Genomic DNA, 26,210 nt, shown 5'->3' with positions numbered 1-26,210 from the left:
AAGCCTGGCCTGCCCCGCCCCGCAGGACGAAAGGGGGCGGGATGGCCCGCCCCCGTTCGACGTCAGGCGAGCGCCGCCTTGAGCTTGTCGACCAGATCGGTCCGTTCCCAGGGAAAGAAGTCGCCTTCGGCCTTGCGGCCGAAATGGCCATAGGCCGCGGTCTTCTGATAGATCGGCTTGTTGAGGCCGAGATGGGTGCGGATGCCGCGCGGGGTGAGCCGGCCCAGCTCCTCGATCCCCTGGATCGCGGTCTCGATCGCGGCGTCGGTCACGCCCTCGGCGCAGGTGCCATGGGTGTCGACATAGAGCGAAAGCGGCTCCGACACGCCGATCGCATAGGCGAGCTGGATCGTGCAGCGGCGGGCGAGACCGGCGGCGACGATGTTCTTCGCCAGATAGCGGGTGATATAGGCAGCCGACCGATCGACCTTCGTCGGGTCCTTGCCGCTGAACGCGCCGCCGCCATGCGGTGCCGCGCCGCCATAGGTGTCGACGATGATCTTGCGGCCGGTCAGGCCGGCGTCGCCGTCGGGGCCGCCGATCTCGAAGCTTCCGGTCGGATTGATGTGATAGACGGTCTGGTCGGACAGGAGCTCCGCCGGCAGAACGTCGGCCACCACCTTCTTCACATAGGCCTTGAGCTCGGCCTCGCCGGCGCCCTCGTCATAGCCCTTGCCGTGCTGGGTCGAGACGACCACCGCGGTCGCCGCGACCGGCTTGCCATTCTCGAAGCGCAGCGTGACCTGGCTCTTGGTGTCGGGCTCGAGGAAGGGCGCGGCGCCCGAATGGCGGTCGGCCGCCATCGTCTCGAGGATCTTGTGGCTGTAGTAGAGCGTCGCCGGCATCAGGTCCGGGGTCTCGTCGCAGGCGAAGCCGAACATGATGCCCTGGTCGCCGGCGCCTTCGTCCTTGTTGCCGCTGGCGTCGACGCCCTGGGCGATGTGCGCCGACTGGCCGTGCAGGTTGTTCTCGAAGCGGAAGCTCTGCCAGTGGAAGCCGTCCTGCTCGTACCCGATGCGCTTGACCGTCTCGCGGACGGTCTTCTCGATCTCCTCCTGCGCGCCGGCGGCCCAGGCGCCATCCTCATAGACGCCCTTGCAGCGGATTTCGCCCGCCAGCACGACGAGCTGGGTGGTCGTCAGCGTCTCGCACGCGATGCGCGCCTCGGGGTCCTTCGACAGGAACAGGTCGACGATCGCATCGGAGATCTGGTCGGCGACCTTGTCGGGATGGCCTTCGGACACGCTTTCGGAGGTGAAGAGATAGTTGCTACGCATGGATATCGATGAGCCTTCTTGGAATGACCGTCGCCCGATACCGCGCGAACGGAAATAAGGATATAAAGACTTCGTTATATGCCCCTTAGCGGCGCTTGAGCGCGATGGCAATTCCGGCTGCGATCAGCAGCGCCGAGAACAGCAGTGGCAGCAGGTTGCCGAAGCGCGCGAAGGGCGTGGCCGGGCGGGGCGCGGGCAGCGCCGCGTCGATCGCCCCCGGCTTGTGCCAGGCCAGGCTGTGCAGCAGCCGGCCATCGGCATCGACCACCGCCGAGATGCCGGTCGGTGTCGAGCGGATCACGGGAATCCCTTCTTCCACCGCGCGCAGCCGCGCCTGGGCGAGGTGCTGCGGCGGGCCCCAGCGGCCGAACCAGGCATCGTTCGACGGATTGAACAGGAAGTCGGGACGGTTGCCTGGATCGACAACCTGGCCCGAGAAGATGATTTCGTAGCAGATCTGGATGCCGGCCTTGCCGAAGCCGGGCACGGTGACCGTCGCCGGGCCGGGGCCCGACCAGAAATCGATGGAGCCGGGCACGAGCCGCGACAGGCCGATCGCCGACAGGATCGTCCGCGCCGGCAGATATTCGCCGTAGGGGACGAGGTGCGCCTTGTCGTAGCGTGCGAAGATATGGCCGCGCGCATCGAGCCCGAACAGGCTGTTGTGCGCGCCGATCAGTTCGCCCGCCTTGTCGAAGATCAGCGTGTCGCCGCCCAGCAGGATCCGGTCGTGGGGACCGAGCAGGGCCGCGATCCGTGCCCGCGCCTCGGGATCGAGTTCCAGGAAGTCGGCGGTCGCCGCTTCGGGCCAGAGGATCAGGCGCGGGTTCGGGCCCGGCTTGCCGGTGAGCTCGCTCAGCCGCCGGAAATTGGCGAGCTGAAGCTTCGGGTCCCATTTCTCGTTCTGGTTGATGTTGGGCTGGACGACCAGCAGCCGCGGCGCGGTACGCGGCGGCAGCGGGCGCAGCAGCCAGGCCGACAGGATCTGCGCCAGCATCGCGACGAGCAGCGCCCAGCCGACCCGCTGCCAGCGCTGGCGCTTCGTTCCCGGCAGGAAAGCGAGCAGCCAGATGCCGGACAGCAACACCATCCAGCCCGACAGCCCATAGGTGCCGACCAGCCGGGTCAGCCCGATCCAGGCCGGTTCGGCCGTCGTCGGCGCTACGATGATCGCGGCGAGCGGGTTCCAGGCGAAGCCGGTGAAGGCGACGCTGCGCAGATATTCGGCAGCGATCCAGCAGCCCGCAAAGAGCGGGATGAAGGCATAGGGGCTGGGTAGGGCGGCCGGCGCTGTCGGCGGCGAAGGCTCCATCCCGGCCGGGATCAGCCCCTTGAGCTTGTCGAGACGCCGCTCGCGCTCGATCCGGATGCGCCGCGCCTCGACCAGCAGGGGCAGCCGGTGCAGCGCCCAGGCGCCGAGCCCCGCCAGCATCGGGAAGACCGCGAGATAGAGCGCAAGCACGAAGACCGCGATGAAGCCGAGCCAGTGCGGCATCGCATCCTGGAAGGTGAAGGCGGTGGCGATCCAGTTGTTGCCGAAGGCGAAATGGCCGACGCCGAAGCACCAGCCGCGCCAGGCAACGTCGCGCGCGCGCGTCGCGCGCATCAGCAGTCCCATCAGCCCGGCCATGCACAGCAGGGTGACGAACCACCAGCTGAGCGGCGCGAAACCGAGCGCGGACGCGAGCCCCAGACCGAATGCGATCGCCGGGTATTTGAACGAGATAAGTTTGCGCATCACCCAGCTTGGACCGTCAGGAGGGCCTCCCATATCGCGGCGGCCATAGCCGCGTGAAGAGGCGCGGTCGCCCGGAGTCGAAAAAATGCGGGAGGGGTCCGCTTGACAGCGCATCGGGTGCCACACATATGCCTGTTGGCACTCGCCATCGGTGAGTGCTAAAAGTTTCCAGTCTGAGGGATTCGGCGGGCCGACCCGGTCGTCGCCGAGGGATTGTTAGAAAGGGTGAAGCGCATGAGTTTCCGTCCGCTGCACGATCGCGTGCTTGTCCGCCGCGTGGAAGCCGAGGAAAAGACCGCTGGTGGGATCATCATCCCCGATAGCGCCAAGGAGAAGCCGCAGGAAGGCGAAGTCGTCGCCGTCGGTGGCGGCGCCAAGGCCGAGGATGGCAAGGTGACCCCGCTCGACGTCAAGGCCGGCGACAAGATCCTGTTCGGCAAATGGTCCGGCACCGAGGTCAAGATCAACGGTGAAGACCTGTTGATCATGAAGGAATCCGACATCCTGGGAATCGTCGGCTAAGCCACCAACATAGTCCGTCGTTCCGGCGAACGCCGGGATCTCCCTTCGCCGGGGACGGAAAAGGAACCGAGATCCCAGCTTCCGCTGGGTGACGCGATAGAAAGAAGGAATTCAGATCATGGCAGCGAAAGACGTCAAGTTTTCGCGCGACGCCCGTGAGCGCATCCTGCGCGGCGTCGACATCCTCGCCGACGCGGTGAAGGTCACGCTGGGCCCGAAGGGCCGCAACGTCGTCATCGACAAGTCGTTCGGCGCCCCGCGCATCACCAAGGACGGCGTCACCGTCGCCAAGGAAATCGAACTTAAGGACAAGTTCGAGAACATGGGCGCGCAGATGGTCCGCGAAGTCGCTTCGAAGACCAACGACATCGCCGGCGACGGCACCACCACCGCCACCGTGCTCGCCCAGGCGATCGTCCGCGAGGGCATGAAGTCGGTCGCGGCCGGCATGAACCCGATGGACCTGAAGCGCGGCATCGATCTTGCCGTGATCAAGGTCGTCGAGGACCTCAAGAAGCGTTCGAAGCCGGTTGCCGGCACCAATGAAGTCGCCCAGGTCGGCATCATCTCGGCCAATGGCGACACCGTCGTCGGCGAGAAGATCGCCGAGGCGATGGAGCGCGTCGGCAAGGAAGGCGTGATCACCGTCGAGGAAGCCAAGGGTCTCGATTTCGAGCTCGACGTCGTCGAGGGCATGCAGTTCGACCGCGGCTACCTGTCGCCCTACTTCATCACCAATCCCGAGAAGATGCTGGTCGAGCTCAACGATCCGTACATTCTCATCCACGAGAAGAAGCTGTCGAACCTTCAGTCGATGCTGCCGATCCTCGAGGCCGTGGTGCAGTCGGGCCGTCCGCTCCTCATCATCGCCGAGGACATCGAGGGCGAGGCTCTTGCCACGCTCGTCGTCAACAAGCTGCGCGGCGGCCTCAAGGTCGCGGCCGTCAAGGCACCCGGCTTCGGCGACCGCCGCAAGGCGATGCTCGAGGACATCGCGATCCTGACCCAGGGCGAGATGATCTCGGAAGATCTCGGCATCAAGCTCGAGAGCGTCACCGTCGGCATGCTCGGCACCGCCAAGCGCGTCACGATCGACAAGGACAACACCACCATCGTCGATGGTGCCGGTGCGTCCGACGCGATCAAGGGCCGGGTCGACGCGATCCGTCGCCAGATCGAGAACACCACCAGCGACTATGACAAGGAGAAGCTCCAGGAGCGTCTTGCCAAGCTCGCCGGCGGTGTTGCCGTGATCAAGGTCGGCGGCTCGACCGAAGTCGAGGTCAAGGAGCGCAAGGACCGCGTCGACGACGCGCTGCACGCGACCCGCGCGGCCGTCGAGGAGGGCATCGTCCCCGGTGGCGGCACCGCGCTGCTGTACGCGACCAAGGCGCTGGACGGCCTCAAGGGCGTCAACGACGACCAGACCCGCGGCATCGACATCATCCGCAAGGCGATCCAGGCGCCGGTGCGCCAGATCGCGCAGAACGCCGGTCATGACGGTGCCGTCATCTCGGGCAATCTGCTGCGCGAGAATGACGAGACCAAGGGCTTCAATGCCTCGACCGACGTTTACGAGAACCTCGTCGCCGCCGGCGTGATCGACCCGACCAAGGTCGTTCGCACCGCGCTGCAGGACGCGGCCTCGGTCGCCGGCCTGCTCATCACCACCGAAGCGGCGATCTCCGAATCGCCCGAGGACAAGCCTGCCATGCCCATGGGCGGCGGCATGGGTGGCATGGGCGGCATGGGCGGCATGGACTTCTAAATACGGAGCGATCGCAGCGGACGGGTCACCTGTCCGCTGCGATGGTGAGTATGAGGAGATCCGCCGGCCATCCGGTCATCGGAACAGGAAGGGCCCGGGGAGCGATCCCCGGGCCCTTTCCTTTGGACGGTCGCATCACAAGCGCATCGCTGGAAACGCATCGCTGCCGCAGCGAAGGCCCGGCTGACGCTTATGGCCTTTGAGCGTCGCGCACCGGGGGCAGCGCGTTGCAGATGTCGAGCGCTCCGGCCGGCCGGATGAAGAATTCGTCCTTGCGGTTGGCGCGCGCGGCCAGCCAGTCGGCGAAGCTCGCCGAATCGCTGCGCATCAAGTCGAAGGCCGGGCGTTCGGCTTCGGGCATGTCCGCAGCCAGGCGCGCGGCCGCGATCGCCGGACGCGGCGTCCCGTCCTTGTAGAAGCCGAGCGCCTCGGTTCCGCGCGGCAGCGCGCTCAGCGCCTCCATCCCCGACAGCACCCGGCCGACGACTGCGATGTTGCGGTCGAGATGGCGCGGACCATGGCCGATCACCGTGTAGAGTTCCGCTCCGGTCCCGGTATCGGGCGCGATGTTCCGCCCCACGCCGACCATGCCGTAGCAGTGCGGCAGCCAGGCGAGCTGGCCGTCGCTCGCCGCCGGCCATCCGCCGGCATGGCCGGCCTTGTCGGCATAGGCGTCGCGGAACGGCATCGCGCGGAAACCGAGCCCTTCGAGGCGGCGCGCATATTCCGCGGGCGGGCTTGCGGCGATGCCTTCGGGAAGCGGCTTCTTCTCGGTCGCATCGCCCCATTGGGTGACATAATTGTCCTGCACGCGGTTGACCGTGGTACCCGCGAACCAGCCGCTGCGCACCAGCCTGCGGATATTGGCGACATGGACCGGCGCGAAGGCGGGCGCGAGGGCGATGACGACCCGCCGGCCATTGTCGAAGTCGATGACCAGCAAATCCTCGGCCGGGATCGCCGCCCATGCCCCGGCCGGCGCCTGCGCGACGATGTCGGCCGAGGACAGCGGCCGCGCGGGCGGAGAGGCCGCGACAAGCGGCGCGGCGGCGAGCAGTACCGCCGAGAGCGACGGAAGGGCGATGCGGAGGCGGTTCGTCATGCCGCCATGATACATGCTCCAACGCCTTGCGGAACCCTTCGCCACCCGCTAGGGAACCGGCCTTCCAGAGCATGCGGAGCGGTGGCCGAGTGGTCGAAGGCGCTCGCCTGGAAAGTGAGTATACGGCAAAACCGTATCGAGGGTTCGAATCCCTCCCGCTCCGCCACGGACCTCTCCACAGCGGTCCGCAAAAGGACCACTGGGGTCGACCTTTTCTTCCTGAATACTGACACTTAGAAGATTGGTTCGGCCTCGGCCGTCCATGCCCGTCCATGCCAATCCAGTGACTCGGAAGGCCCGAAACGAGGTGTCGCCGGTCGAAAAACGAGGTATCTCAGGAGACCGAGCCATGCTCACTGACACCAAGGTCCGAACCGCCAAACCGCGGCCGAAACCGCACAAGATCGCCGATGCCAACCGCCTGTTCCTCCTTGTTGCCCCCGGCGGCGGCGGGACGAAGTCTGTGGGGCTCCTGCCGGCCAATATACGCCGTGCAAGTGCAACGCCGAAATGTCGGCTTTGCAGAGGATCGTGTTGAAAAATGCGCTCTTGAAGTAGCGGTGACGTCTGATTCACTCCTGTCGGTCGGTGGGAGATGAGCGGATGATGGGCGAGCGAACCATGTCGCAGGAGGCGCTGTTCTACAGCTTCAACCTGGAGCGGCACGTGCCGGCGGACCACCTCCTGCGCTCGATCGACCGCTCCGTCGACCCGTCGGATCTGCGCGAACAGCTGCGCCCCTTCTATAGCGAGACGGGTCGTCCCTCGATCGATCCCGAGCTGATGCTGCGCATGCTGATCATCGGCTATTGCATGGGCATCCGCTCCGAGCGCCGGCTGTGCGAGGGAGTGCATGGGAACCTGGCCTATCGCTGGTTCTGCCGGCTCGGGCTGGAGGGCAACGTACCCAACCACTCGACCTTCTCCAAGAACCGGCACGGCAGGTTCCGCGACAGCGACCTGCTTCGCCGGCTGTTCGAGACAACAGCGGCGCGCTGCATCGCCGAGGAGCTGGTGGGCGGCGAAGGCTTCGCGGTCGATGCCAGCCTGATCCGGGCCGACGCCAGCCGGCAGCATGTCGTCGATCATGCCGGGCAGCTGCCGCCGGCCAGCGCCAGCCAAGCGGTGTGGGAATATCTGGCCGTGCTTGACGATGCGGTGTTCGGCGGCGCGACGCCGGTGCCGCCCACGCAACTGGCGGTGGCCGATCCGGCGGCGCGGTGGACAGCTGCGTCGCGCGACCGGGCCTTCTTCGCCTATTCGACCAACTATCTGATCGACCTCGACCTCGACCTCGACCATGCCGTGATCGTCGATCTGGAGGCGACCACCGCCAGGCGCGGGGGCGTTCCCGAGGTGGACTGACTACCAAGGTCCACATGCTGGCCGACGCGCTCGGCCGCCCGCTACGCTTCATCCTCACGCCCGGCCAGACAGGAGACATCACTCAGGCCCCGGCCCTGCTCGCATCTCGCACGCAGACCAGGACGGCTTATGCCGATTTGACGGAGGCGCGATCGGCTGCGACTATCGCGGCATGACCGTGCAGAATGCCTTGTTGTTTCTTTCCGTCGCCCGCGCGGACGAGGTGTTGCGATCCGATCTCCGGGCTCGGCAGGACGATGTCGGCGCGCTGTTCCGCCTGGCCGGGGAGCGCGGCCTGGACTTCGATGAAAACGATCTGCAGCAGGCGTTTCGACACGACTGGGCGCTGAGGGCGCTGCGGGAACGCAAAGCGCCCGTAGCCGTCAGCGACCCGCCCGTTTCCAGCGCTCGAAGCACCCCAGCGCGTCCAACACCGTCGCGGTCGTAAAGCAGCGGCGATTGTCGATCGCCTGTACGATGTCTCCCTGCCGGTTCGGGATCGCAAGCGCAGCCGAGGCGCACCAGGAGCCATCCACGCGCTGTGTGGCCAGCAACCCGTCTACCAGACGCTCGATATGTCCGCCTCCGTCAAGCGGCCTCAACAATAGCGCGCGCAGCGCGCATGCGGCCTCGAACGGGCGCTCGTGCAGCCAGTCGGCGGCTCCTCCCGGCGCCTCCAGCCAAGCTGTCGTCGCTGCTACCGCGCGCCGCACCCGGTCTTCGTCGCCCGCGCCCCCCTGCGCCGCCAGCGCTTCGGCTGCCAGCGCGGTGGCATAGCGATCACTCTCCCACCAATAGCCTTGCCAGCCACCATCCATCCCTTGGATCGCACGCAAATGGGCTAGTGCCTCAGGGCCCACGCCCGGCACGTGCGCCGCTGCCGCCGTGACGCAGCCATGGGCATCGTACCAAGCCGGGTTGACCGCCTTGCCATCGGACCAGCCCGCATAGACGTCCCTGCGATAGGTGGCGAATCCGCCGCCCTCCTGCATGTGTCGACGAAGAAATTCGGTCGCTTCCGACGCCTCCGGTGTATCGCCCCTGTCGAGCGCAGAGGCCAGGCGCAGGCCCCAGATGGTACTGTCGGCATCCGCTGGCTGGAGGAAGTTCCATCCCCAGCCATGGCGGACGCGGGCTTTCAGCAAATGCCATGCGCGCAACGCGGCAGCACGGCCATCGGGATCGCCCCCGCAGTATAGCATATGGGCTATATAGGCTGTCACCCATTCGTCGGCTGGCCCCTCGGAAAAGCCGTCATAGTCCAGCCACCAGCCTGCCTGATTGCGTGCCGCGATCAGGAAGGCGGTGGCGGCCTCTAGGGCCGCATGCGCCTCTGCCGTGGCCGTGCGGAGCGGGGGTTCCCTCTCGAGGGCGGCTGGGGAGTGGACGTCGATGAACCCGAAATATCCCTTTGCGGGTGCCTGCTGCCCGGGGGCGATGGTCACCTTGACGTGGCTAATGCGGCAGTCGAGCCAGCGGGAGCCAGCTTCGGCGCGCAGCAGGGCGTCCGTGATGAGTGCTTCCGGCCAGTGGCGCGACGACAATGGGGTGAGCCTGGCGGGCCAGGCAAGCATCTGGTCCCGGCGTACAGGCGTACACAAGTCCTCCTCCACCAGCGTGTCGAACAGGCTGCGCCATCGCGGATCATTGGCGGCGGGCTCGCCCACGAAGCATTCCAGCCCGATGTCTGGCGTGAGCCCATCGGCAAGGGTGAGCGCGAGGCGGATCCGGTCCGCATGGGCGAACAGCCGGTCGATCCGGGCCACCGTGCTGTTGATAGGCCCGGGCCAGCCGGATCGGGTAAGCAGGGCATGGATGCCATCGGGGGGAACCCCTTCCACGATCAGCCTCAGCGGGGCGCCCCCCCGCCCCAGCATAAAGCCCAGATGGGACAGGCGCGCATCCGGCTCGCATGCCGCGAGGCAGCGCTGAAGGGCCTCCAGCCGGGCGGGCGGAAGGCGGATGTCGAAGCCTTCGAGAACCCGAGCAACGGCGGCGGAGGAGGGGTCGCCGAGCTTGACGAACACCGACAAGGGGGGCGCCGCCGAGGCTTCTTCCGCCGGAGCATCGAGCTCGAGCCAATATTCCAGGACGTCATCCGCGATCATGGGGAGCGCGGCGGCCAGCCGCTGCCAAGCCTTGCCCTGCGGCTGGGTCCGGTCGATCCATCGCGTCAGGCGGGCGATCTCTTCCTGGCCCTGGATCCGTTGTTGCAGGTCGATCGCTCCATCCCCTGCGAGAGAGACCTCAAGGCCTGCGGTGGCGACGGCGGGCAGGTGCTCGGCCATCCATTCGAGACGGTCGGAGCCGGGCCATCCGCGCTCGGCCAGCACGAAGCGCAATATCGGCGCCAGACTCTGCACCGTCACGCGCCCAGCGCGGCGGTCAGAGCGGGCAACATGTCCCAGCGGCGGGGGTAATGGATTTCGAACATCGGCACCCGCGCCGCGACCGCTCGCAGCGCGTCGAACCGGGCCTGCGTCAAAAGCCGAGTGAAGCCTTGCGGATACCAGCAGTTGACCAGCCGGGGCAGCGCACGTGCCGGCGGAAGCGGGGTGACAGCCACGCTATCGCCATCAGCTGCCTGCCCCAGCAGATAAAGTGCATCCAGATGGGGATCCGGCAGGGACAGGGAGAGATCGCGGTCAGAGACATCCCAAAGCAGCTTTTCTATCCACGGAGCAGTCGCCAAGGAGGGCCCGGTTCCCACGATTCGAGAGCTCGCGGCGGCGCCCAGCCGCGCGTTGGTGCAACCCCGCGCCACCGAAAACGCGTCCCCGCTTGCCAGCAGGGCGGCGATATCATCGGAGACCAGCGTCCCGCCCGCCGCCACCAGCGCGGCTGCGGCCGTGGACTTGCCTGCACCGCTGTCGCCGAGCAACGCAATGGTCCGACCATTTACCGACACGACCGATCCGTGCAGGCACGTGACGCCGCGCCGGTGGAGCAACAAGCCGAGCCCGATACCGACCAATACCGTCGGGACGAACTCCAGCTTCGCCGCCGAGCAGATGACCGCGATGCGATCGTTGGACGGGCTGATCACGAGTTGCAATTCGCGCCGCCATTCGATGTACAGGGCGCCGTCTTCGGTTTCGCCCAGGCGGGCGGCTCCCGGGCCGGCAGACGAGATGGGGATCGCTCGCGCAGCCGCACGCCACACCCCTTCTCCCTCCCAGACGATGGTTACGTCCGGCACTTGTGCGGGAGTAAGCGGAAGCGCTCCGGGTAGTGGGAAGGGGCTGTCTATCGTGAGGCCATAGAGGCGGCTGCAGTGCGAGGTCATCGGTGAAGGCCCTGCTGGCGGTCATACCAGTCGATGAACTTTGCAAAGCGCCCGCCGACCAGGACCATGGAGAACATTTGGCGCTGCCACCCGTGGCGGTCGGTGGGGACAATCCGGTCGAGCGCGCCGAGGAAACGCGTGCGATCGACATAATCCCAACATCGTGGCGACGCCGCGGTCTCCGCCCAGTGGCGCAAGGCCGGCCGCGCAGCGGCGCAATGAGCCGCGAGCGCGGGGTCGAAGGCCGGTCCCTTGTCGGGCCGCAGGCGCACCATCTCGGGCAGGATACCGGCCGTAGCGCGGCGCATCAAGCTGCGCGGTTGCCCGTCCCGATGCAGCTCTTCTTCGGGAAGCGCGCGGACAAGGGCGATCAGCCGGGTGTCGAGCAGCGGAAAGCGCAGATCCTGGCCGAAGGCCTCGGCAAAGATTCGACGCATGCCGGGTAACAGGCGTTCGAGATGCCCCGGTTCCAGGATGAAATCCATTTCATCATGCGGAAGCTTGCGGAGCTTCCGCGTTATCGACGACTTCGGCCGCCGCCCTTCGCGCGCGACGACCCGGCGGATGAGCGCCGGCGCGGCGCAGTCTCCGTCCTTCGCCGGAGCGGGCCACAGGCGGAAGCACCAGCCTGCCAAGGGCCGCGCGACATGATTGCGCAACAGGCGCCACCATCCGGTACCGTGCATCCGCCGCATCCGGCGCAATTCGCTCAGGGCCTTGCCGAACCGTCCGCGCCGCAGGTGCAGTTCCGGAGTCGGCACGCCGACGGCGGAGATGAAAAAATCGCCACCAAAGCCGCTCAGGACGATGTCGGCTCCATGCGCCTGCCCGGTCCTGCCGAGTATGTCCTCGGCATGGGTGACGGTGCTGTGATGGGGTTCGCCCAGATGATCGAACCAGCGGGGAAGCGCACCGAAGGGGTCCGCCTGTTCTGGAAGGACGACCCAGACGGGATCGATATTGTCTTCCTGCTCCAGCACAGCCTCGATGAATCGCCGCTCGTCCGACTCGGGGCCGACATGGCCCGTAGGGAGGACCGAGCATAGGGCCAGGAGGCGGCGTCCCTGCTGCTTCAGCCGCCTGGCAGCGATACAGGCGATGGCTGTCGAGTCCAGCCCGCCGCTGAGATGCACTGCGATCGTCCTTCCCTTGGTCAGGTGCGAATCCACCACGTCGACCAGCAGCGAGCGCAAGGCCTCGGCGGCATCAGCTTTCCCGGGCGAACATGGCGCGACCTCCTCCCAGGGCGCGGGCAGGGGGGCGAGCGATAGCGTTCCCTGCTCCAGCGTCAGGCTATGCCCACCGGGCAGGCGTCGGACTGAAGCATGATAGGTTTCGTTCGCGGGACCGGTGCCGTCGAAGCAGAGCGTGCGGCAAATCGCTCCCTCGTCGAGGGCGCGCGGCATCCAGGGCAGGGCCAGCAGTGCGGGCAGGGTCGATGCGAAGGCGAAGAGGCCGTCCTGCGCCGCGTAGAAAAGCGAGCAGCTTCCCAGATGCGAACGACGCAGGACTAGGCGGCGCGCCTCGCGTGACCAGCTGGCGAGCGTAAAGTCCCCGCCCCATGCGCTCGCGGCGATATCCTGCGGCAGCGGGTCTGTGGCCCTGACGCCATCGCGCGTATCGATATGGCCATCGCACAGCAAAAGCGTGCTATCGCAGTGCGTCACGCGATCGTCATTGCCGAGAAAGACAGCGTCAGCGCCGACGCGCTGGGTCTGTAGTGTCCGTCCGGAAGACGCTGCAAGCGCCGCAATCCATTCGTCCGGGATGGTCAGGGCATCGTGCCTGACGATCCCTGCGATGAAGCTCATTCCGATGGATGCGCGGCGCCGGCAGTCTCTGCCTGCTCGATCACGACATGCGACGCCACGAGCTTCTCGAGGAAGGCCCGCACGTCGAGGATGCATTGGTCCCGCTCGACCCGATAGGCAGCGATGACCGCATCGACGATCTCGGACTCCGAGCGTGGTGTCTCGAGCATGTGCCAGATGACGCCGCCAATGCCGGCGATCTCGTAATAGGAGCCATCCTCGATGTTCATGAGCATGAACTGGCCGTCCAACTCCGTCCAGAGCGCGCTCTGGCTTCTCACGAACATGGAAGATCCTTGTGAATGGCTGAATTAGGGATGGGCTGAGCGGGGGATCGGACCGTCAGGCAACGCAGCACGTCATTGCCTCGGAGGGATGATGCGACTTGCGAGTCGTCCCTCGATGTGCCCCACCGCATATCGAGAGTGGAACGCCTCAGGAATATCCGCCGTCGCTGCCGCTGTCGTTGCCGTTGCTGAGCGTCACGTCGGCAATCTTGCCCGCGTCGATCAGCTCGGGCTTCACATAGACGAGCCGCGAATCCTCGGAAGGCTCACGGTCATTATTGATTAGATTGTCCATGATATGTCCTCCCAAGGCCCTGTTCCTTGCGCGGCATCGCTTAGCACCGCCACGCGACCAAGACAACCGCGGCGGGCTCAACGCCTTCAGCTTTCAGCGAAAAGAAACACCAAGGCTTTGCGCGCCAGGGCTTCGAGCGCGGCTGGAACGTCGAACGCCGGCAACGCTTCGGCGATCCGCCGCACGGTGAGCGAGTCCTCGACGAGCAGCAGCGCGAGCACCGCGCGTTCCGGCTCGGGAAGCGCGCCATGCGGACCGTCCCCCGGCGTTAGCGGGACCCTGCGCCGAAGGGCGGGCTGCACGATCATGTCGGGCGCGATGGCCTGGCCGAGCCCGAGCGAGAAGGGGCGGAAAGCCGCGCGTTCGCGATCGGCTTCGACCAGGAAGCTGTCGATGTCCAGGGTGTCGACCAGCCGGTGGAAGGCGGCCCGAAGCGCGGCCTGATGCGCGCCGCGTTCCTGCCGGTCGCCAATTACGGGCAGATATTGCCGCCCGATATCCTCGTTCGACAGCGCACGTCCCAGCCATGCCAGCATATCGGCGCCCGTCGGCGGACTCATGCTCACGGTCAGGTGGAGCGAATTCGGTCCTTCCACCTGCGCGCGGTGGACATCGCCGCGCGGCAGGTACAGCAGGTCGCCCGGTTCCAGCACGCCCTCCCATTCCGCTGGCGGCAACGCCTCCGGTCCGGCAAAGGTCCGGCCCACCACCGGGTAGCGTTCCGCCTGCCCATAGCACCACCATCGCTTGCGCCCCTGCAACTGCAGGATAAGCACATTGTGCCCGTCGAAATGCGCCTTGAAGGCACTTTCGCGGTTGAAGCTGGCATAGGCATTGCTGTGCGTGTTGCAGCGCAGATAGCGCTCGACCATTGCATTCATCGCGGCGATGGCGGGCACCTGCCGCTCCACACCGTTGAACACCAGGCTGGCCCCCTGAGCGCACAGTGCCTGAATCGCATCGGGGGCCAGCCCGCCGGTACCGGCGCTGACCATCTCGATGGGCAGGGGGCGGCCCTGGCGGGCGATGGTTACCTGGCCCGCCCGCAGCGCCTCCGCGGTGATCAGGGTGCCGAGCGTTTCCCACGGCAACAATCGCGAAAAGGCCTCGGTGCGCCCGGTTTGGCGATGCAGGCGGCGTTCCTGCCTCGCGGCCTCGGCGATATCGGCAGGGTCGATCGGGCGAAAGAATTCCAGGAGGGCTGCGCTGGGCTCCATCCCGTCCACCTAACGCGAATGCCACCCCAAGGCCAGCGGAGCTGCAGACACGTCAATGGCGGGCAAACGCTTTGCGGGCTATTGCGGAATATCCTAGTGCACCAGCTCACCTGTCGGAGCGCAAACCCTAAATGGCATCGTCCAAATCCGTTTATGTCCTGGGGCTTGGTTTGTCGCACAACGGTGCCGCCTGCCTGCTGAAGGATGGACGCGTCGCGGTTGCGATCGAGAAGGAGCGGCTGACCAAGGTCAAGAATGACGGCGGCAACGATGCTCTTGCGATCGCCTATTGCCTGAACGCAGCCGGCATCGGCTGGGACGAGATCGCGCTGGTCGTGCAGAACGCCAATTTCGGCAGCTTCGCCTATGGCAATCACTGGTATCGCGGCGCGCGGACGATCCCGGAAGGGGTGCCGGTGGAAACGATCTCCCACCATCTCGCCCACGCGTGCAGCGCCTTCTACCTGAGCCCGTTCGACACGGCGGCGGTTCTGACAGTTGACGGATGCGGCAACGCGTTCGAGGATTGCATGGATCTCGATGGCGCGATCCTGCCCGAACGGCCCGAAGGCGAAATGGCGGCGCTCTGGTTCGAAAAGGACAGCTATTACGCCGCCTCCGGCACCGGGATTCAGTCGGTCTTCAAGGATTTTTCGCCGCTCGGCCGCTTTCAGTGCGACTATCCGATGCACCCCGACACCACGCGCCATTCGATCGGCGGCGTCTATGCCGGGGCCAGCCGCTACGTCCTGGGAAGCACCAGTGACCTCGGCAAGCTGATGGGATTGGCGCCCTATGGACAGCCTGGTGGCTTTCGCCACCGCATCTTCGACATTCGCGACGGACGGCTGTTCGTCGATTATGGCTGGATGCAGGATTTCCGCGCGCGGATGCATTCGGCGGCGGACTTCAAGGCGCGATTCCAATATTTCGCCGATGTCGCGCACATGGTGCAGGGCGAGGTCGAGCGCGCTCTGGTCGAGCTGGCGCGTGCGCGCCACGCTCTGCATCCCAGCCCCAATCTGTGCTTTGCGGGCGGGGTGGCGCTCAATGCTGTCGCCAACACGCGGATCCTCCAGGAAACCCCGTTCGAACAGATGTTCGTGCCGCCCGCCGCGGACGATTCCGGATTGGCGCTCGGCTGCGCCTATCATGGCTGGCATGGCATCCTGACGGGCGAGCCGGCGCGCCATGACGGCTCCCCGTTCCTCGGGCGCAGCTACGACGGCGATACCATGCAGATCGAGCGCGCTTTGCAGGTGGCCGGCGACGACCTGATCATCACGCGGCCCGCCGACCCTATAGAGGCAATGGCCGAACTGCTCGCCGAGGGCAGGACGGTGGCATGGCACCGCGGCGGTGCCGAATTCGGTCCCCGCGCCTTGGGTCATCGCAGCATCCTGGCCGATCCCCGCCGTGCCGAGCTGCGCGATTACATCAATGCCCAGGTGAAGTTTCGCGAGGACTTCCGTCCTTTCGCGCCGGCCGTGCTGGCCGAGGACGCGGCGACCTATTTCGAGCTGGATCGCGACAGCCCCTACATGCTGTTCGTCGTACCGGTGCGGGAGGCGTGGCGCAGCCGCATCGGCGCGGTCGTGCATGTCGATGGCACGGCGCGGGTGCAGACGGTGCGCCGGGAAACGGACGAGACATTCCACGCCCTGCTCACGGCGTTCAAGGCGCGTAGCGGCATCGGCATGCTGCTCAACACGTCGCTCAACCGCCGGGGGCAGCCTATCGTCGAGACCCCGGTTGAGGCGGCCGAGCTGTTTCGCGACACCGGGCTGCACGCGCTGGTGGTCGGTCCTTACCTGGTGCGGAAACAGCCATGAGCGCCCCGGCCCTGCCATTCGGTCCGGGCGCGCCCGGTGCCGACTACGCACGCGATCCCTTTCCCGACCTTGCCCGCCTGCGGGATGTGGCGCCCCGCTATCATGCCCCGGAACGCGATGCCTGGTTCTTTTCGGCGCGTGCGGACATCGCGGCCCTGCTGCGCGACGATCGCCTCGGCATCACGCAGGGCACGTCCTTCGCAGATCGCTCCGATCCGTTCCGTGCGACGGTGGTGCGGCGGCTGCGCGGGTGGTTCGCATCCTCCGGTCCGTTGCTCGCGCAGACCGTGTCGACCGCGCTCGACGACTGTCTGGCGACAGTCGCGGCGCATGCGGAAGGCGATCTCGTTCCCCTTCTCGCCCAGGCTCTTCCGACGCGGGTGATGGCATCGCTGCTCGGTATCCCCGCATCCGACCTGCCCGCGCTTCAGAAGGTCTCCGAGGGACTGATACAGGGCTTCGATCTCGAATGGGACGGACGTCCGGCCCTCGCAGCTCCGGCGTCGCGGGTGCTTGCCCTGTACTTCCAGAAGCATTGGCGCGGCGCGCCGGCGACCGAGCTGATGGCGTTGCTGCGTACCACGCAGGCGGAGTTCGACCTGCCGCAGGCCAGCATGGTCGATACGTGCAGCAAGCTGTTCTCCGCCGGCACCACTACTACCGCCGCCTGCATCGCCAATATTCTGGCACGGCTGATAGAGGCGGCAGAGGCGCCCCATGGCTCGGGCGAAATTCCAGGGGTCGAAGAACTGTTGCGGCTCGACACGCCGTTGCTCGCGCTCAAGCGAGTAGCCCTCGCGGAGTTGCGGCTGGGTGAGGCCGTAATCCGGCCGGGTCAAAAGGCTTATCTCCTGGTCGGCTCGGCGCATCGGGCCTCCGAAGGAGAAGCGCCGGCGCCGTCGCTGACCTTCGGACTGGGGCGCTATCATTGTCTCGGCGCGGCGCTGGCGCGGCTCGAGATCGGGGCGCTGCTCGATCCCATGCAGAAGCTGGCCGCAGGGATGCGCCTGTCCGGTCCCATCCAATGGCGCGAATCCTGGCTGCTGCACGAAGCGCGATCCATTCCGTTTACGACCCACGGAGTATCTTGATGCCGACCGAATATCAGCAGACCCTGACCGGGTCCTATGACCGCTTTTTTCGGGATGGCTCGCTCTATGTCGGGGAACGGGCGGACTCGGGATATGCCAATCTGGGCCTGTTCCTTCCCGGGACGACCGACTTCCCGGAGGCGTGCGACAATATGATGGCGCTGCTCGTCGGCAAGATCAGCCGACGCGATGGGCCGCTACTAGACGTCGGCTGCGGATTGGGCGGCACGACCGAATATCTGGCGCGTCATTTCCCGGTGGAGGGCGTGCACGGCATCAACGTCTCCGAATATCAGATCGAGCAGTGTCGGATCCGGGTACCCGGAGCGCATTTTCATGTGATGCCAGCGGAGCAGATGCGCTTTCCGGACGCGATGTTCGACGCGATCGCCAGTGTCGAGGCGGCGCTGCACTTCAAGGGACGGCGCGAGTTTTTGAATGAGTCGCGCCGCGTGCTGAAGCCGGGCGGAGAGATCGTTGTCGCCGACATGGTGTTCCGCGAGGAGCCGAAGGCGTTTCCGAAGGTGCTGGCCGGGCAGGAATGCTATCCGGACCTCGATAGCTATCGCGCGCTTTGGGAGTCGTGCGGCTTCGAGGATGTCGTCATTGAAGATATCACCGAGACCAGCTGGCGCGCCTTTGTTGCTTATTACAAGAGCAAGGCCCTGAGCGAGTTGCTGGAACAGCGGATCGATGCGATCACGTTCAATCGGCTTCTCGGCTTCGTTCGCGAGATAGAGGAATTGCCGGTGCTGTCCTATGTGGTCGTGAACGCCCGCACGCCCGAATGACCCGACCGCCCCTTCTGCTGACCCGCTATCGCGACGTCCGCGACGCACTGAACGACGCACGGTTGGTGATCCACAAGCCGCTCGCGGTGGGTGAGGCGGCGGCCCATGTTGCACAGGCTGCCAGCGGCGAAAGGTCGCATCGCGTGCGTCCGCTCTGGCAGAGTCTGGCGCAGCAACTCCGCTCCGAAAAAATAGCGGCGCTGACCACCTTCATCGAAGCCCGCGTCGACACGGTCGTGCGCGAGGTTGAGGCTCGGGGTGGCATGGAGGTGGTGGGGGACCTCGCCTTTCCCCTGCCGGTGGCGGTGATGGCGGAACTGCTTGGACTTCCGGCTGGCGACCATGGCCGGTTGCGCCCCCTATTCGAAGCGATCACGCGCGGCCATGACATCGGCTCGACCGAGCCGGAGCGGCAGCATGCCCGCTTCGCCCAGGCAACCGTTTCACGCTGGATCGGGGCCGGACTTGCACAGGCGCGCGCCACGCCCATGGCCGAAGCGATCCGCCAGGTAGCTGCTGCTGAGGGGATCGAGCCGGCGCTCGTCGCCTATTGGGGCACCATGCTGCTTTACGCCGGCAGCGCCACCACCCGCGATCTCATCGCCAATTCGATCGGGCTGCTGATCGATCATCCGCATGTGGCCGGGCAGCTTGGCGACGGCGCGCTGTCGGTCGAGGCGGTGATTGAGGAGGTGCTGCGGTTCGAGGGGCCGGTGCGCGGTATCGGGCGGGTCGCGACCGAGGATATGGAGATCGGTAACCATGGCATTGCGCGCGGCGATCTCGTCTATTTGATGCTGGCGGATGCCAACCGCGATCCGGAGCGGTTTGCAGATCCCGATCGCTTCGACCCCATGCGCAGCGATGGCGCGCATCTGGGCTTTGGATCGGGGGTGACGCATTGCCTGGGCGCACATCTGGCGCGGCTTGAGACGCGGATCGTGCTCACGCGTTTGCGCGCGCTCCTCGCCGACGCCAGCAAGCTGTCGCCCGATGACTGGGGCCCGATCCGCCTGTTGCGCCAACGCAAGACGCTCCGGATCGCTTTAGGATCGGGACAGCCATCGCGATTGCCGCTCTGAACGATCGGTGGCCCAATTACCGAGGCGGTCCGGCAGCCAGAGCCTCGACGACGGCGTTGGTAGCCGGGACCGGTTCGAAATTGTCGCCCTCGTGCAGGGTGATGCAGGCGGTTTGCGGGGCGGTGGCCTTCAATCGTTCTAGATAGGGGAAATGCAGTCCGTCACGCGCGGCGATTGCGGTCGTCAGGCGTCGCGTTCGTTGTTTTGGTAGTCGGATGGAGTGGCCGTTCGGGCACCGGTCCGGAAACGGCTCGACTTGGTCGGCAGGTGCTTCGGGGCTCCTGCTTAACAGGCTCGCTTGCCCAAACGTGATGAGCGGCACCCTCATCGACCAATTCAGCGTTACCGGCCTGCTCAACCGATAAAGGAAAGGGTCCGCTTTGCTCTGAATTGTGTTGAAAAAGGCGGCTCCGGCCATCGGTCGGCATGATGGCTGAGTGACGCAGGCGAACGGCGTCTGCGCTCATCGTGCTCCGGCTATGGCGGGCTGCGGGACCATCTGGCGAGCTTGCGGAGGTTCTGGGCGTTGGCGGCGAGAAGGAATTCGTCCTTCGCGCCGTTGGGCCCTCGCAGCCGCAAGCGCCCGAGCTTCAGGATGCGCTTGAGGTGCGCGAACAGCATCTCGACCCTCTTTCGCGGTCGATATCCTCATGAGACCCCATAGTTTATGCGGAATGCCGATGCTGTCACCGCTTCTGCGGCATGCCCGAATGCAGAGCCATCTGGCCGCCGTCCACCGGCAGCGTCACACCCGAGATGTAGCCAGCCTCGTCCGACGCCAGGAAAAGGATAGCACGGGCCTGATCCTCGGCATCGCCCATCCGGCCCAGCGGCACCCGTCCGATCCGCTCCGCCATGAAGACCGGCTCCGCGTCGATCGCGGCCTGAGCCATGTCCGACTTCGTGATGCCGGGCGCGACGCAATTGACCCTGATGCCATATTTCGCCCATTCGACCGCGAGCGCCTTGGTCAAGCCGACGATACCATGCTTGGCCGAGACATAGCCGATATCGCTCGGGATCGCCGCCAGACCCGCAATCGAGGCGATGTTCACGATCGTTCCGCTCCTATTATCGATCATGCTGGCAAGGCCCGCCGCGCGCGACCAGTAGAAGGCGCCGGAAAGGTTCACCGCCACCGATTGGGCGAAGCGGTCATAGCGCTCGGCGACGGCGGTGATCGAAATGCCGGCATTGTTCACCAGCACGTCGATCCGCCCGAAGCGCGACACGATATCCTGTGCGACCTGCTGAACCTCTGCCTCGTCGGAAATATCGCAGCGGAAGGCGATAGCCTCGCCGCCCCCGCTGACGATCGCGGCGACGGCCTTCTCGGCATCGGGCAGGTTGAGATCGACCAGCGCCGTGATGGCGCCTTCCCCGGCGAACATCCCCGCCGTGCACAGGCCGATGCCCGACGACGCCCCCGTCACCACGACGACCTTCCCGCTAAACCGCTTGCTCAACACAGCCTCCTCTCGACGAAATCGGGCGCCGCCTTTTCGGCCGCCGCCATCATGGTATCAACACCACCTTGCCGAACTGGCCGCCCGCCTCCAGCCACGCATGCGCATCGGCGACATCGGCCAGGGCGAACCGGCGGTCGATAGGCATGCGGATGCTGCCGTCCGTGATCGCCGGCCACACGTCCCGTTCGATCGCCCGCGCCAGCCGCGCCTTTTCGTCGGCGCTGCGCGCTCGCAGCGTAGAGCCGGTAACGGTGAGCCGCTTGAGCAGCAGCGGCATGAAGTCGAGCCGGGCGGACATACCCGCCTGGGCGGAGATGAAGCAGATACGGCCGTCCAGCTTGAGGGCGGCGATATTCCTGTCAAAATAGGGTTCGCCGACCATATCCAATATCACGTCGGCGCCGCCGTCCGACGTGACCACCGCTTCGAAATCCTCGGCCGTCACGTCGATCACCAGATTGGCGCCCAGGGCGCGGGTCTTTGCCGCCTTCTCGGGCCCGCGGACGGTAGCGATCGTGCGCGCGCCCATCGCCTTGGCGAGCAGGATCGACGTCACGCCGATGCCGCTGTTGCCGCCGTGGATCAGCAGGGTTTCGCCTGGGGCTAGCCGGCCGCGTTCGAAGACATTGGCGTAGACGGTGAAGATAGTCTCGGGAAGCGCGCCTGCCTCCGCCGGATCCATCCAGTCCGGCACCGGCAGCACATGCCGCTCGTCGACCGCGACATATTCGGCATATCCGCCGCCGCCGAGCAGGGCGCAGACCCTGTCGCCGATCTTCCATCGCCGGGCCCCATCTCCCAGCGCCGCGACGACGCCGCCGACTTCAAGCCCCAACACGTCGGAAATCCCCGGCGGCATCGGATAATGGCCTTCGCGCTGTGCGATGTCCGCGCGGTTCATCCCTACCGACATTATCTTCACCAGGATCTCGCCGGGTCCCGGGACGGGCACCGGCAAATCCTGCATATAGAGCGCGTCAAGCCCGCCTTTGCCGCCCCGAATGCCGACGGCGCGCATGGACGCTGGTAGAGTCATGGGCTTCTCTCTCCTGGACAACCGTTAACGCGCTGTGCCGCGCTTTCCGCTTTCGGCGGGGACGATCAGTTCTGCACGGCGGGGCGTATGACAAGATCCCCGACATCGACGTGATCGGGCTGCTCGATCGCATAAATCATCGCCCGCGCGATTGCCTCCGGCTCGAGCGCGATCGCATCCATACGCTCCTGGATCGCGGCCGCGACCTGCGGGTTAGTCATCGACTGGACGAAATCGGTGGCGACGAAACCGGGCGAGATGCCGGTGACACGATAGCGCCCCTCGGATTCGATCCGCAGCCCTTCGCCCAGCGTCCGAACCGCATTCTTGGTCGCGGCATAGACCGCCATCGTCGGGCTGACTTGGAGCCCCGAGGTGGAGATGGTGTTGACGAAATGCCCGAACCCCTGGCGTAGGAAGATCGGCAGCGCCGCGGCGACGCCGTAGAGAACGCCCTTGAAGTTGATGTCGACCATCGTCTCCCAGTCTTCGACCCGCATATCTTCCAGCTTGGAGATTGGGGCGACACCGGCGTTGCTGATCAGCACGTCCAGTTTGCCATGCAACTCGCACGCATAAGCGACGAGCGCCGCGACATCCTCGCGCCGGGCGGTGTCGGTGACTTTGAAGCTCGCGACGCCGCCCCCCGCCTCGATTTCCTGGACCAGCGATTCAAGCTTTTCAGCCCGCCGTGCGCCGACGACGATCTTGGCGCCGCGCTCGGCTAACAGGCGCGCCGCTGACCGGCCGATCCCGCTGCCCGCGCCGGTGATGACGATGACCTTGTCCTTGATGCCTGTCACGTTGTTACCTTCCTGTCATATTGCTTGTTCGGTGGGGGTGGCGCCTTCACATCGTGTGACGAAATAAGCCGCGGCAAAGAGAAAGACCGCCACGAACAGCGCACTTCCCATCGTCCAAAAAGGGATATGATAGCCCCCCGAGGATTCGAACAGGAAGGAAGCGAGCGGCGCGAAGGCGAAGATGAAAGGCAGTTTCAGCGCATAGCTGATGCCCAATGCCCGGCCGATTTCGGCAGGCTCGATCAATTCGCTCAACGCCGACTGGTGCAGCACGTTGATCGGCACCGCGACGATCCCCAGCACGGCCGCCGCCAGGAACAGTGCATAGCCCGACGTCTGCGGTATGACGATCCACAGGCCTGCCTGCAGAAGCGCGGTGATCCCCAATGTCGCCGCCCCGCCTAGCCGGTCAACGATCCAGCCCAGCAACAACGCCCCAACCAGGCCGGACCCCGCATAGATCGACATCAGCGCGGCGGACGCCTCGGGTGAAAGTCCGTTATGGGCACCATAGGGAACGATGTGCACGACAAAGGCCGTGGTGGTGCCGGTGACGACTCCCACGCCAAGCGAAAGCAGCCAGAATTCCGGCATGCGCAAAATGCGACTGGCGGGTTGCCTGGCCCGGACGGCCAGGGTCGCGCCGCCCGCCCGTGCGCCTGCAGCCTCGCCCCAGGGGCGCTCGCCGATCTGCCCCGGCGTCTCGGCCATGGTCAGAAGCAGGGGAATGAGAAGGAGGAACGCGGCCGCCATCGCAAGCAGAAGCGCCGAGCGGCCCCACAAGGGCAGCGCCACCGCCAGGATGAAGGGCAGGAGGAACACGGTGATCGGCAGGTTGATGATTCCCAGCATCTTGCCCCGGCCCGCTACGAACCACCGGTTCACCATGGTCACTGGGCCGAGGATGCTGAGCAAGCATACGCCCGCGCCGATAAGCGCGTACATCGACAGGGCGAGGGCGAAGCTGGGTAGAAGAGCGAGCCCGGCGAAGCCCAGCGCGCCGAGCAGCGCGCCGAACACCATGCTCATGCGCACCGGGAAGCGGCCCATGACGCTGCCGAGCAGCGGAGAGGATATGCCCATCGTCGCCGTGGTTACGCTCATGCCGAAGGTGGCGGCGGTCCGCGACACGCCGAAATGCTGCTCGGTGCTGGCCAGCATCGGGCCGAAGGAGCCGAAGACGAGGCCGGTTGCCAGATTCTGCGCCAAGGCACAGCGGACGACGATCTTCCAGCCGGAAAATCCCATAGGGGCGGCGGCTTTGGTCATGCCGCTGCCCATAGGCTGGCGGAGCAGGGGCTTTTCGGAAAAATCATCCTTCTCTCCTCGGCGACCTTGGGCCGCTCGGAAGGGGATAGTGCTTCATAGTAAAGCTATACCCATCATATAAAATTGCACTGCCATTCATGCTGATATGGCATGCATCATGTTTGTCGCGTCCGCAGGATCGGCGATAGCCGGGCGGCATGGGCGGAATAGCAATTCGGCCTTTCCCATCGCCGGAATGCTTCACTACCGGGTATCAACGACGATATTCCGCCCGGGCGGGAAGCGTCGCGACCTGCGGCGAAATTTCCGGTGCCGCCCGCGGGCCGGTCCAGCCGGAACAAGATCGATGCCGGCATCGCATGGCGGGCCACCAAGGAGAAGAAAACCGATGAGCGCCATCAGCTTTGGAGAGGAAGTGCTTCCCCGTGCTCTGTTCGATGAACGTATCGAACGGGCCGCTTCGGCACTGGCCAGCGTGGGCATCCGCCGGGGCGACGGCATCGCCGTGATGATGCGCAACGAGCCCGCCTTCATCGAAGCGTCGATGGCCGCCGGCAGCCTCGGCGCGTTCACGGTGCCGATCAACTGGCACTGCGTGGCGGACGACCTGCGCTATATATTGGAGGACTCCGGCGTATCCGCGCTGTTTATCCATTCCGACCTGCTGGAACAGATGCGCTCTGGCATATCCGAACATATCAGGATTTTTGTCGTCGAAACCCCGGATCTGATCCGCAAGACCTATCGCCTGCCCCCGGTCGATGCATCGCTGCCCGCCGGGGCCACGCCGTGGGCCCCGTTCCGCGACGGATTTCCCCGTCGCCGCCACCCACCCGAAACGCTGCCGCAGATCGTCTTCTACACGTCGGGAACGACGGGGCGGCCCAAGGGCGTCAAGCGGATCATGGGCGACGCGGAGATGGCAATCATCGCCGGGGTAATGGCCCGCTCCTATGGTTTCCTGGGCGAATATGGGCAGGCCGGCGAAATCTCCACCGTGGTCACTGGGCCGATGTACCACGGCCTTCCCAACGCCCATTCCAACTTCACCGTGCGCGCCGGGGCGAGCGTCACGATCATGCCGCGCTTCGATCCCGAAGAATTGCTGCGGATCATCGAAACGAAGCGCATCACCCATCTAAACATGGTGCCGATCATGTTCTATCGCCTCTTGCAGCTGCCGCCCGAGGTGCGCGGCAAATATGATCTTTCGTCGCTGCGCTATGTCGTCCACGGCGCCGCGCCGATCGCACCGGCGATCAAGCGCGAGATGATCGCCTGGTGGGGGCCGGTCATCCACGAATATTATGGCGCGACCGAAGTCGGCAACGTCGTCTTCTGCAACTCGGAAGAATGGCTCGCCCATCCCGGAACAGTCGGCAAGGCGCCGCCGGGGACCGACGTGCTCATCGTCGACCGCGATGGAAATCAGCTGCCGGCCGGCGAGGTGGGCGAAATCGTCTGCCGAATCCAGGGGGCCGGCGACATGACCTATCTCAACCACGATGAAGACCGCCGAGCCATGGAGTTGGTGCCCGGCTTCATTGGCGCGGGCGACATGGGCTATCTCGATGAGGACGGCTTCCTGTTCATCTGCGACCGGGTGAAGGACATGATCATATCGGGCGGGGTGAACATCTACCCGGCCCAGATCGAGGCGGCGCTTCACAAGATGCCGGGCGTGGCGGACTGCGCCGTGTTCGGGATTCCCGACCAGGAGTTCGGCGAAAGCGTTCATGCGGTGATCGAGCTCAAGCCCGACGCCCCGGCCGTTACCGCCGCCACTGTCCGCGAATATCTGCGTGAGCAGGTTCCCGGATATATGTCGCCCAAGACGGTCGAGTTCGCGACCGACCTGCCGCGAGAGGAGTCGGGCAAGCTGTTCAAGCGCAAGCTGCGCGAGCCCTTCTGGCAGGGCATGGACCGGCGAATCTGATCCCGCGGCCCGGCGGCTGGGGCTGCGCCCTGGCTGCCGGGCCCGAAGCGATTTCCCGGTAGTTGAAGCATCTGCCGACCGGGAAATCGCGGCAAGTCAATAGGCTGGACCGCAAGATTCGATATAAGCGGATCGTTGAACGCTCTCGGCCTCGACCATCGTTAGAAAAGGCACCGCCCTGAACAGGCTGCCCGTCATAAGCTGAAGCAAAAGGAAAGGGCGTGGCGCTCATA

General features: G+C 65.8%; 21 protein-coding genes, 1 tRNA gene and 3 pseudogenes. 11 read left to right on the top strand and 14 right to left on the bottom strand.

Going from position 1 to position 26,210, the window contains the following annotated elements; genetic code table 11:
• Positions 1–62 precede the first annotated feature (62 nt).
• Both metK and lnt read right to left on the bottom strand, forming a co-directional pair.
• The gene (metK, locus tag ASE22_RS15425; RefSeq protein ID WP_056361485.1) at positions 63–1,277 is read right to left on the bottom strand and encodes a methionine adenosyltransferase; all 1,215 of its coding nucleotides are present in this window, start codon (positions 1,275–1,277) and stop codon (positions 63–65) included.
• Positions 1,278–1,362: 85 nt separating this feature from the next.
• Positions 1,363–3,129 (bottom strand): apolipoprotein N-acyltransferase, encoded by a 1,767-nt coding sequence (lnt, locus tag ASE22_RS15420; protein WP_082545362.1) that lies wholly within the window; start codon positions 3,127–3,129, stop codon positions 1,363–1,365.
• A gap of 120 nt (positions 3,130–3,249) precedes the next feature.
• On the opposite strand from lnt, the gene groES reads away from it, so the two are divergent.
• Together groES and groL are read left to right on the top strand one after the other, a co-directional pair.
• Positions 3,250–3,537, top strand: a complete 288-nt coding sequence (groES, locus tag ASE22_RS15415) for a co-chaperone GroES (protein WP_047166865.1) — start codon at positions 3,250–3,252, stop codon at positions 3,535–3,537.
• A 118-nt stretch (positions 3,538–3,655) separates the two neighbouring features.
• Positions 3,656–5,305, top strand: a complete 1,650-nt coding sequence (gene groL / locus ASE22_RS15410; protein WP_056361480.1) for a chaperonin GroEL — start codon at positions 3,656–3,658, stop codon at positions 5,303–5,305.
• A 190-nt stretch (positions 5,306–5,495) separates the two neighbouring features.
• Here groL and ASE22_RS15405 read toward each other — a convergent pair whose 3' ends face one another.
• On the bottom strand, positions 5,496–6,407 hold the full coding sequence (locus ASE22_RS15405; RefSeq protein WP_056362424.1) for a peptidylprolyl isomerase: 912 nt from the start codon (positions 6,405–6,407) through the stop codon (positions 5,496–5,498).
• 75 nt (positions 6,408–6,482) lie between these two features.
• Between ASE22_RS15405 and ASE22_RS15400 the strand changes: the two genes are divergently transcribed.
• The 4 genes and pseudogenes from ASE22_RS15400 (at position 6,483) to ASE22_RS26845 (ending at position 8,220) form a co-directional block, all read left to right on the top strand.
• Positions 6,483–6,573, top strand: a tRNA-Ser gene (locus ASE22_RS15400).
• A gap of 437 nt (positions 6,574–7,010) precedes the next feature.
• Positions 7,011–7,748: pseudogene (locus ASE22_RS15395) on the top strand (transposase); the annotation flags it as partial.
• Positions 7,745–7,873 (top strand): annotated as a pseudogene (locus ASE22_RS26270) (IS5/IS1182 family transposase); the annotation flags it as partial. The pseudogenes ASE22_RS15395 and ASE22_RS26270, both read left to right, overlap by 4 nt.
• Positions 7,874–7,944: 71 nt before the next feature.
• Complete coding sequence (locus ASE22_RS26845) at positions 7,945–8,220, top strand: hypothetical protein (protein WP_156397174.1); 276 nt, start codon at positions 7,945–7,947, stop codon at positions 8,218–8,220.
• Here ASE22_RS26845 and ASE22_RS15385 read toward each other — a convergent pair.
• The 6 genes from ASE22_RS15385 to ASE22_RS15365 all read right to left on the bottom strand — a co-directional run bounded on the left by ASE22_RS15385 (position 8,156) and on the right by ASE22_RS15365 (position 14,668).
• A complete protein-coding gene (locus ASE22_RS15385) occupies positions 8,156–10,141 on the bottom strand; it encodes a prenyltransferase/squalene oxidase repeat-containing protein (RefSeq protein WP_056361474.1) in 1,986 nt (661 codons plus the stop codon). The genes ASE22_RS26845 and ASE22_RS15385 overlap by 65 nt on opposite strands.
• Complete coding sequence (locus tag ASE22_RS15380; RefSeq protein WP_056361471.1) at positions 10,138–11,058, bottom strand: hypothetical protein; 921 nt, start codon at positions 11,056–11,058, stop codon at positions 10,138–10,140. Before ASE22_RS15380 ends, ASE22_RS15385 begins: the two co-directional genes overlap by 4 nt.
• Positions 11,055–12,725 (bottom strand): asparagine synthase-related protein, encoded by a 1,671-nt coding sequence (locus ASE22_RS15375; protein WP_235538168.1) that lies wholly within the window; start codon positions 12,723–12,725, stop codon positions 11,055–11,057. Before ASE22_RS15375 ends, ASE22_RS15380 begins: the two co-directional genes overlap by 4 nt.
• Before the next feature lie 140 nt (positions 12,726–12,865).
• A complete protein-coding gene (locus tag ASE22_RS15370; protein ID WP_056361466.1) occupies positions 12,866–13,156 on the bottom strand; it encodes a PqqD family peptide modification chaperone in 291 nt (96 codons plus the stop codon).
• 148 nt (positions 13,157–13,304) lie between these two features.
• Entirely contained in the window at positions 13,305–13,451 is a 147-nt protein-coding gene (locus ASE22_RS26840) for a lasso RiPP family leader peptide-containing protein (RefSeq protein ID WP_156397175.1), read from the bottom strand.
• Positions 13,452–13,537: 86 nt separating this feature from the next.
• Complete coding sequence (locus tag ASE22_RS15365) at positions 13,538–14,668, bottom strand: JmjC domain-containing protein (protein WP_056361463.1); 1,131 nt, start codon at positions 14,666–14,668, stop codon at positions 13,538–13,540.
• Between the two features lie 131 nt (positions 14,669–14,799).
• On the opposite strand from ASE22_RS15365, the gene ASE22_RS15360 reads away from it, so the two are divergent.
• From ASE22_RS15360 to ASE22_RS15345, 4 genes are read left to right on the top strand one after another with little or no spacing between them, the layout of a single operon-like run.
• Positions 14,800–16,500, top strand: coding sequence for a carbamoyltransferase family protein (locus ASE22_RS15360; RefSeq protein ID WP_082545364.1), 1,701 nt, complete (start codon positions 14,800–14,802; stop codon positions 16,498–16,500).
• Positions 16,497–17,591 carry a cytochrome P450 gene (locus tag ASE22_RS15355; RefSeq protein ID WP_056361458.1) on the top strand — a complete coding sequence of 365 codons (1,095 nt, stop codon included), beginning with the start codon at positions 16,497–16,499 and terminating at the stop codon, positions 17,589–17,591. Before ASE22_RS15360 ends, ASE22_RS15355 begins: the two co-directional genes overlap by 4 nt.
• A complete protein-coding gene (locus ASE22_RS15350; protein WP_082545365.1) occupies positions 17,525–18,382 on the top strand; it encodes a class I SAM-dependent methyltransferase in 858 nt (285 codons plus the stop codon). Before ASE22_RS15355 ends, ASE22_RS15350 begins: the two co-directional genes overlap by 67 nt.
• On the top strand, positions 18,379–19,464 hold the full coding sequence (locus ASE22_RS15345; RefSeq protein ID WP_056361453.1) for a cytochrome P450: 1,086 nt from the start codon (positions 18,379–18,381) through the stop codon (positions 19,462–19,464). The genes ASE22_RS15350 and ASE22_RS15345 overlap by 4 nt, the downstream gene beginning before the upstream one ends.
• A 477-nt stretch (positions 19,465–19,941) precedes the next feature.
• Here the strand turns inward: ASE22_RS15345 and ASE22_RS26265 are convergent.
• The 5 genes and pseudogenes from ASE22_RS26265 to ASE22_RS15325 form a co-directional block, all read right to left on the bottom strand.
• Positions 19,942–20,106, bottom strand: a pseudogene (locus tag ASE22_RS26265) (transposase); the annotation flags it as partial.
• 44 nt (positions 20,107–20,150) lie between these two features.
• Positions 20,151–20,930, bottom strand: a complete 780-nt coding sequence (locus ASE22_RS15340) for an SDR family NAD(P)-dependent oxidoreductase (protein WP_056361450.1) — start codon at positions 20,928–20,930, stop codon at positions 20,151–20,153.
• A gap of 49 nt (positions 20,931–20,979) precedes the next feature.
• Positions 20,980–21,969 carry an NAD(P)H-quinone oxidoreductase gene (locus tag ASE22_RS15335; protein WP_200933115.1) on the bottom strand — a complete coding sequence of 330 codons (990 nt, stop codon included), beginning with the start codon at positions 21,967–21,969 and terminating at the stop codon, positions 20,980–20,982.
• A 65-nt stretch (positions 21,970–22,034) separates the two neighbouring features.
• On the bottom strand, positions 22,035–22,772 hold the full coding sequence (locus tag ASE22_RS15330) for an SDR family oxidoreductase (RefSeq protein WP_056361445.1): 738 nt from the start codon (positions 22,770–22,772) through the stop codon (positions 22,035–22,037).
• 15 nt (positions 22,773–22,787) lie between these two features.
• Entirely contained in the window at positions 22,788–24,041 is a 1,254-nt protein-coding gene (locus ASE22_RS15325) for an MFS transporter (RefSeq protein ID WP_162248202.1), read from the bottom strand.
• Between the two features lie 388 nt (positions 24,042–24,429).
• Here ASE22_RS15325 and ASE22_RS15320 point away from each other — a divergent pair, with 388 nt between their 5' ends.
• Positions 24,430–25,977 (top strand): AMP-binding protein, encoded by a 1,548-nt coding sequence (locus ASE22_RS15320; RefSeq protein ID WP_056361439.1) that lies wholly within the window; start codon positions 24,430–24,432, stop codon positions 25,975–25,977.
• Positions 25,978–26,210 lie beyond the last annotated feature (233 nt).

Origin of the sequence: Sphingomonas sp. Root720 (assembly GCF_001428605.1) — a bacterium.
Classification (GTDB): Bacteria; Pseudomonadota; Alphaproteobacteria; order Sphingomonadales; family Sphingomonadaceae; genus Rhizorhabdus.
Note: the sequence above shows the minus strand (reverse complement) of the source record. Positions and strands in the feature narration are given on the sequence as shown.

Coding starts and splice junctions, on each gene's coding strand:
- ASE22_RS15345 (WP_056361453.1), top strand. CDS start 18,379: ATGACCCGACCGCCCCTTCTGCTGACCCGCTATCGCGACGTCCGCGAC.
- ASE22_RS15335 (WP_200933115.1), bottom strand. CDS start 21,969: ATGACTCTACCAGCGTCCATGCGCGCCGTCGGCATTCGGGGCGGCAAA.
- ASE22_RS15320 (WP_056361439.1), top strand. CDS start 24,430: ATGAGCGCCATCAGCTTTGGAGAGGAAGTGCTTCCCCGTGCTCTGTTC.
- ASE22_RS26840 (WP_156397175.1), bottom strand. CDS start 13,451: ATGGACAATCTAATCAATAATGACCGTGAGCCTTCCGAGGATTCGCGG.
- metK (WP_056361485.1), bottom strand. CDS start 1,277: ATGCGTAGCAACTATCTCTTCACCTCCGAAAGCGTGTCCGAAGGCCAT.
- ASE22_RS15380 (WP_056361471.1), bottom strand. CDS start 11,058: ATGACCTCGCACTGCAGCCGCCTCTATGGCCTCACGATAGACAGCCCC.
- ASE22_RS15405 (WP_056362424.1), bottom strand. CDS start 6,407: ATGACGAACCGCCTCCGCATCGCCCTTCCGTCGCTCTCGGCGGTACTG.
- ASE22_RS15360 (WP_082545364.1), top strand. CDS start 14,800: ATGGCATCGTCCAAATCCGTTTATGTCCTGGGGCTTGGTTTGTCGCAC.
- ASE22_RS15325 (WP_162248202.1), bottom strand. CDS start 24,041: ATGACCAAAGCCGCCGCCCCTATGGGATTTTCCGGCTGGAAGATCGTC.
- ASE22_RS15370 (WP_056361466.1), bottom strand. CDS start 13,156: ATGTTCGTGAGAAGCCAGAGCGCGCTCTGGACGGAGTTGGACGGCCAG.
- lnt (WP_082545362.1), bottom strand. CDS start 3,129: ATGCGCTGTCAAGCGGACCCCTCCCGCATTTTTTCGACTCCGGGCGAC.
- ASE22_RS26845 (WP_156397174.1), top strand. CDS start 7,945: ATGACCGTGCAGAATGCCTTGTTGTTTCTTTCCGTCGCCCGCGCGGAC.
- ASE22_RS15355 (WP_056361458.1), top strand. CDS start 16,497: ATGAGCGCCCCGGCCCTGCCATTCGGTCCGGGCGCGCCCGGTGCCGAC.
- ASE22_RS15365 (WP_056361463.1), bottom strand. CDS start 14,668: ATGGAGCCCAGCGCAGCCCTCCTGGAATTCTTTCGCCCGATCGACCCT.
- groL (WP_056361480.1), top strand. CDS start 3,656: ATGGCAGCGAAAGACGTCAAGTTTTCGCGCGACGCCCGTGAGCGCATC.
- ASE22_RS15350 (WP_082545365.1), top strand. CDS start 17,525: ATGGCGCGAATCCTGGCTGCTGCACGAAGCGCGATCCATTCCGTTTAC.
- groES (WP_047166865.1), top strand. CDS start 3,250: ATGAGTTTCCGTCCGCTGCACGATCGCGTGCTTGTCCGCCGCGTGGAA.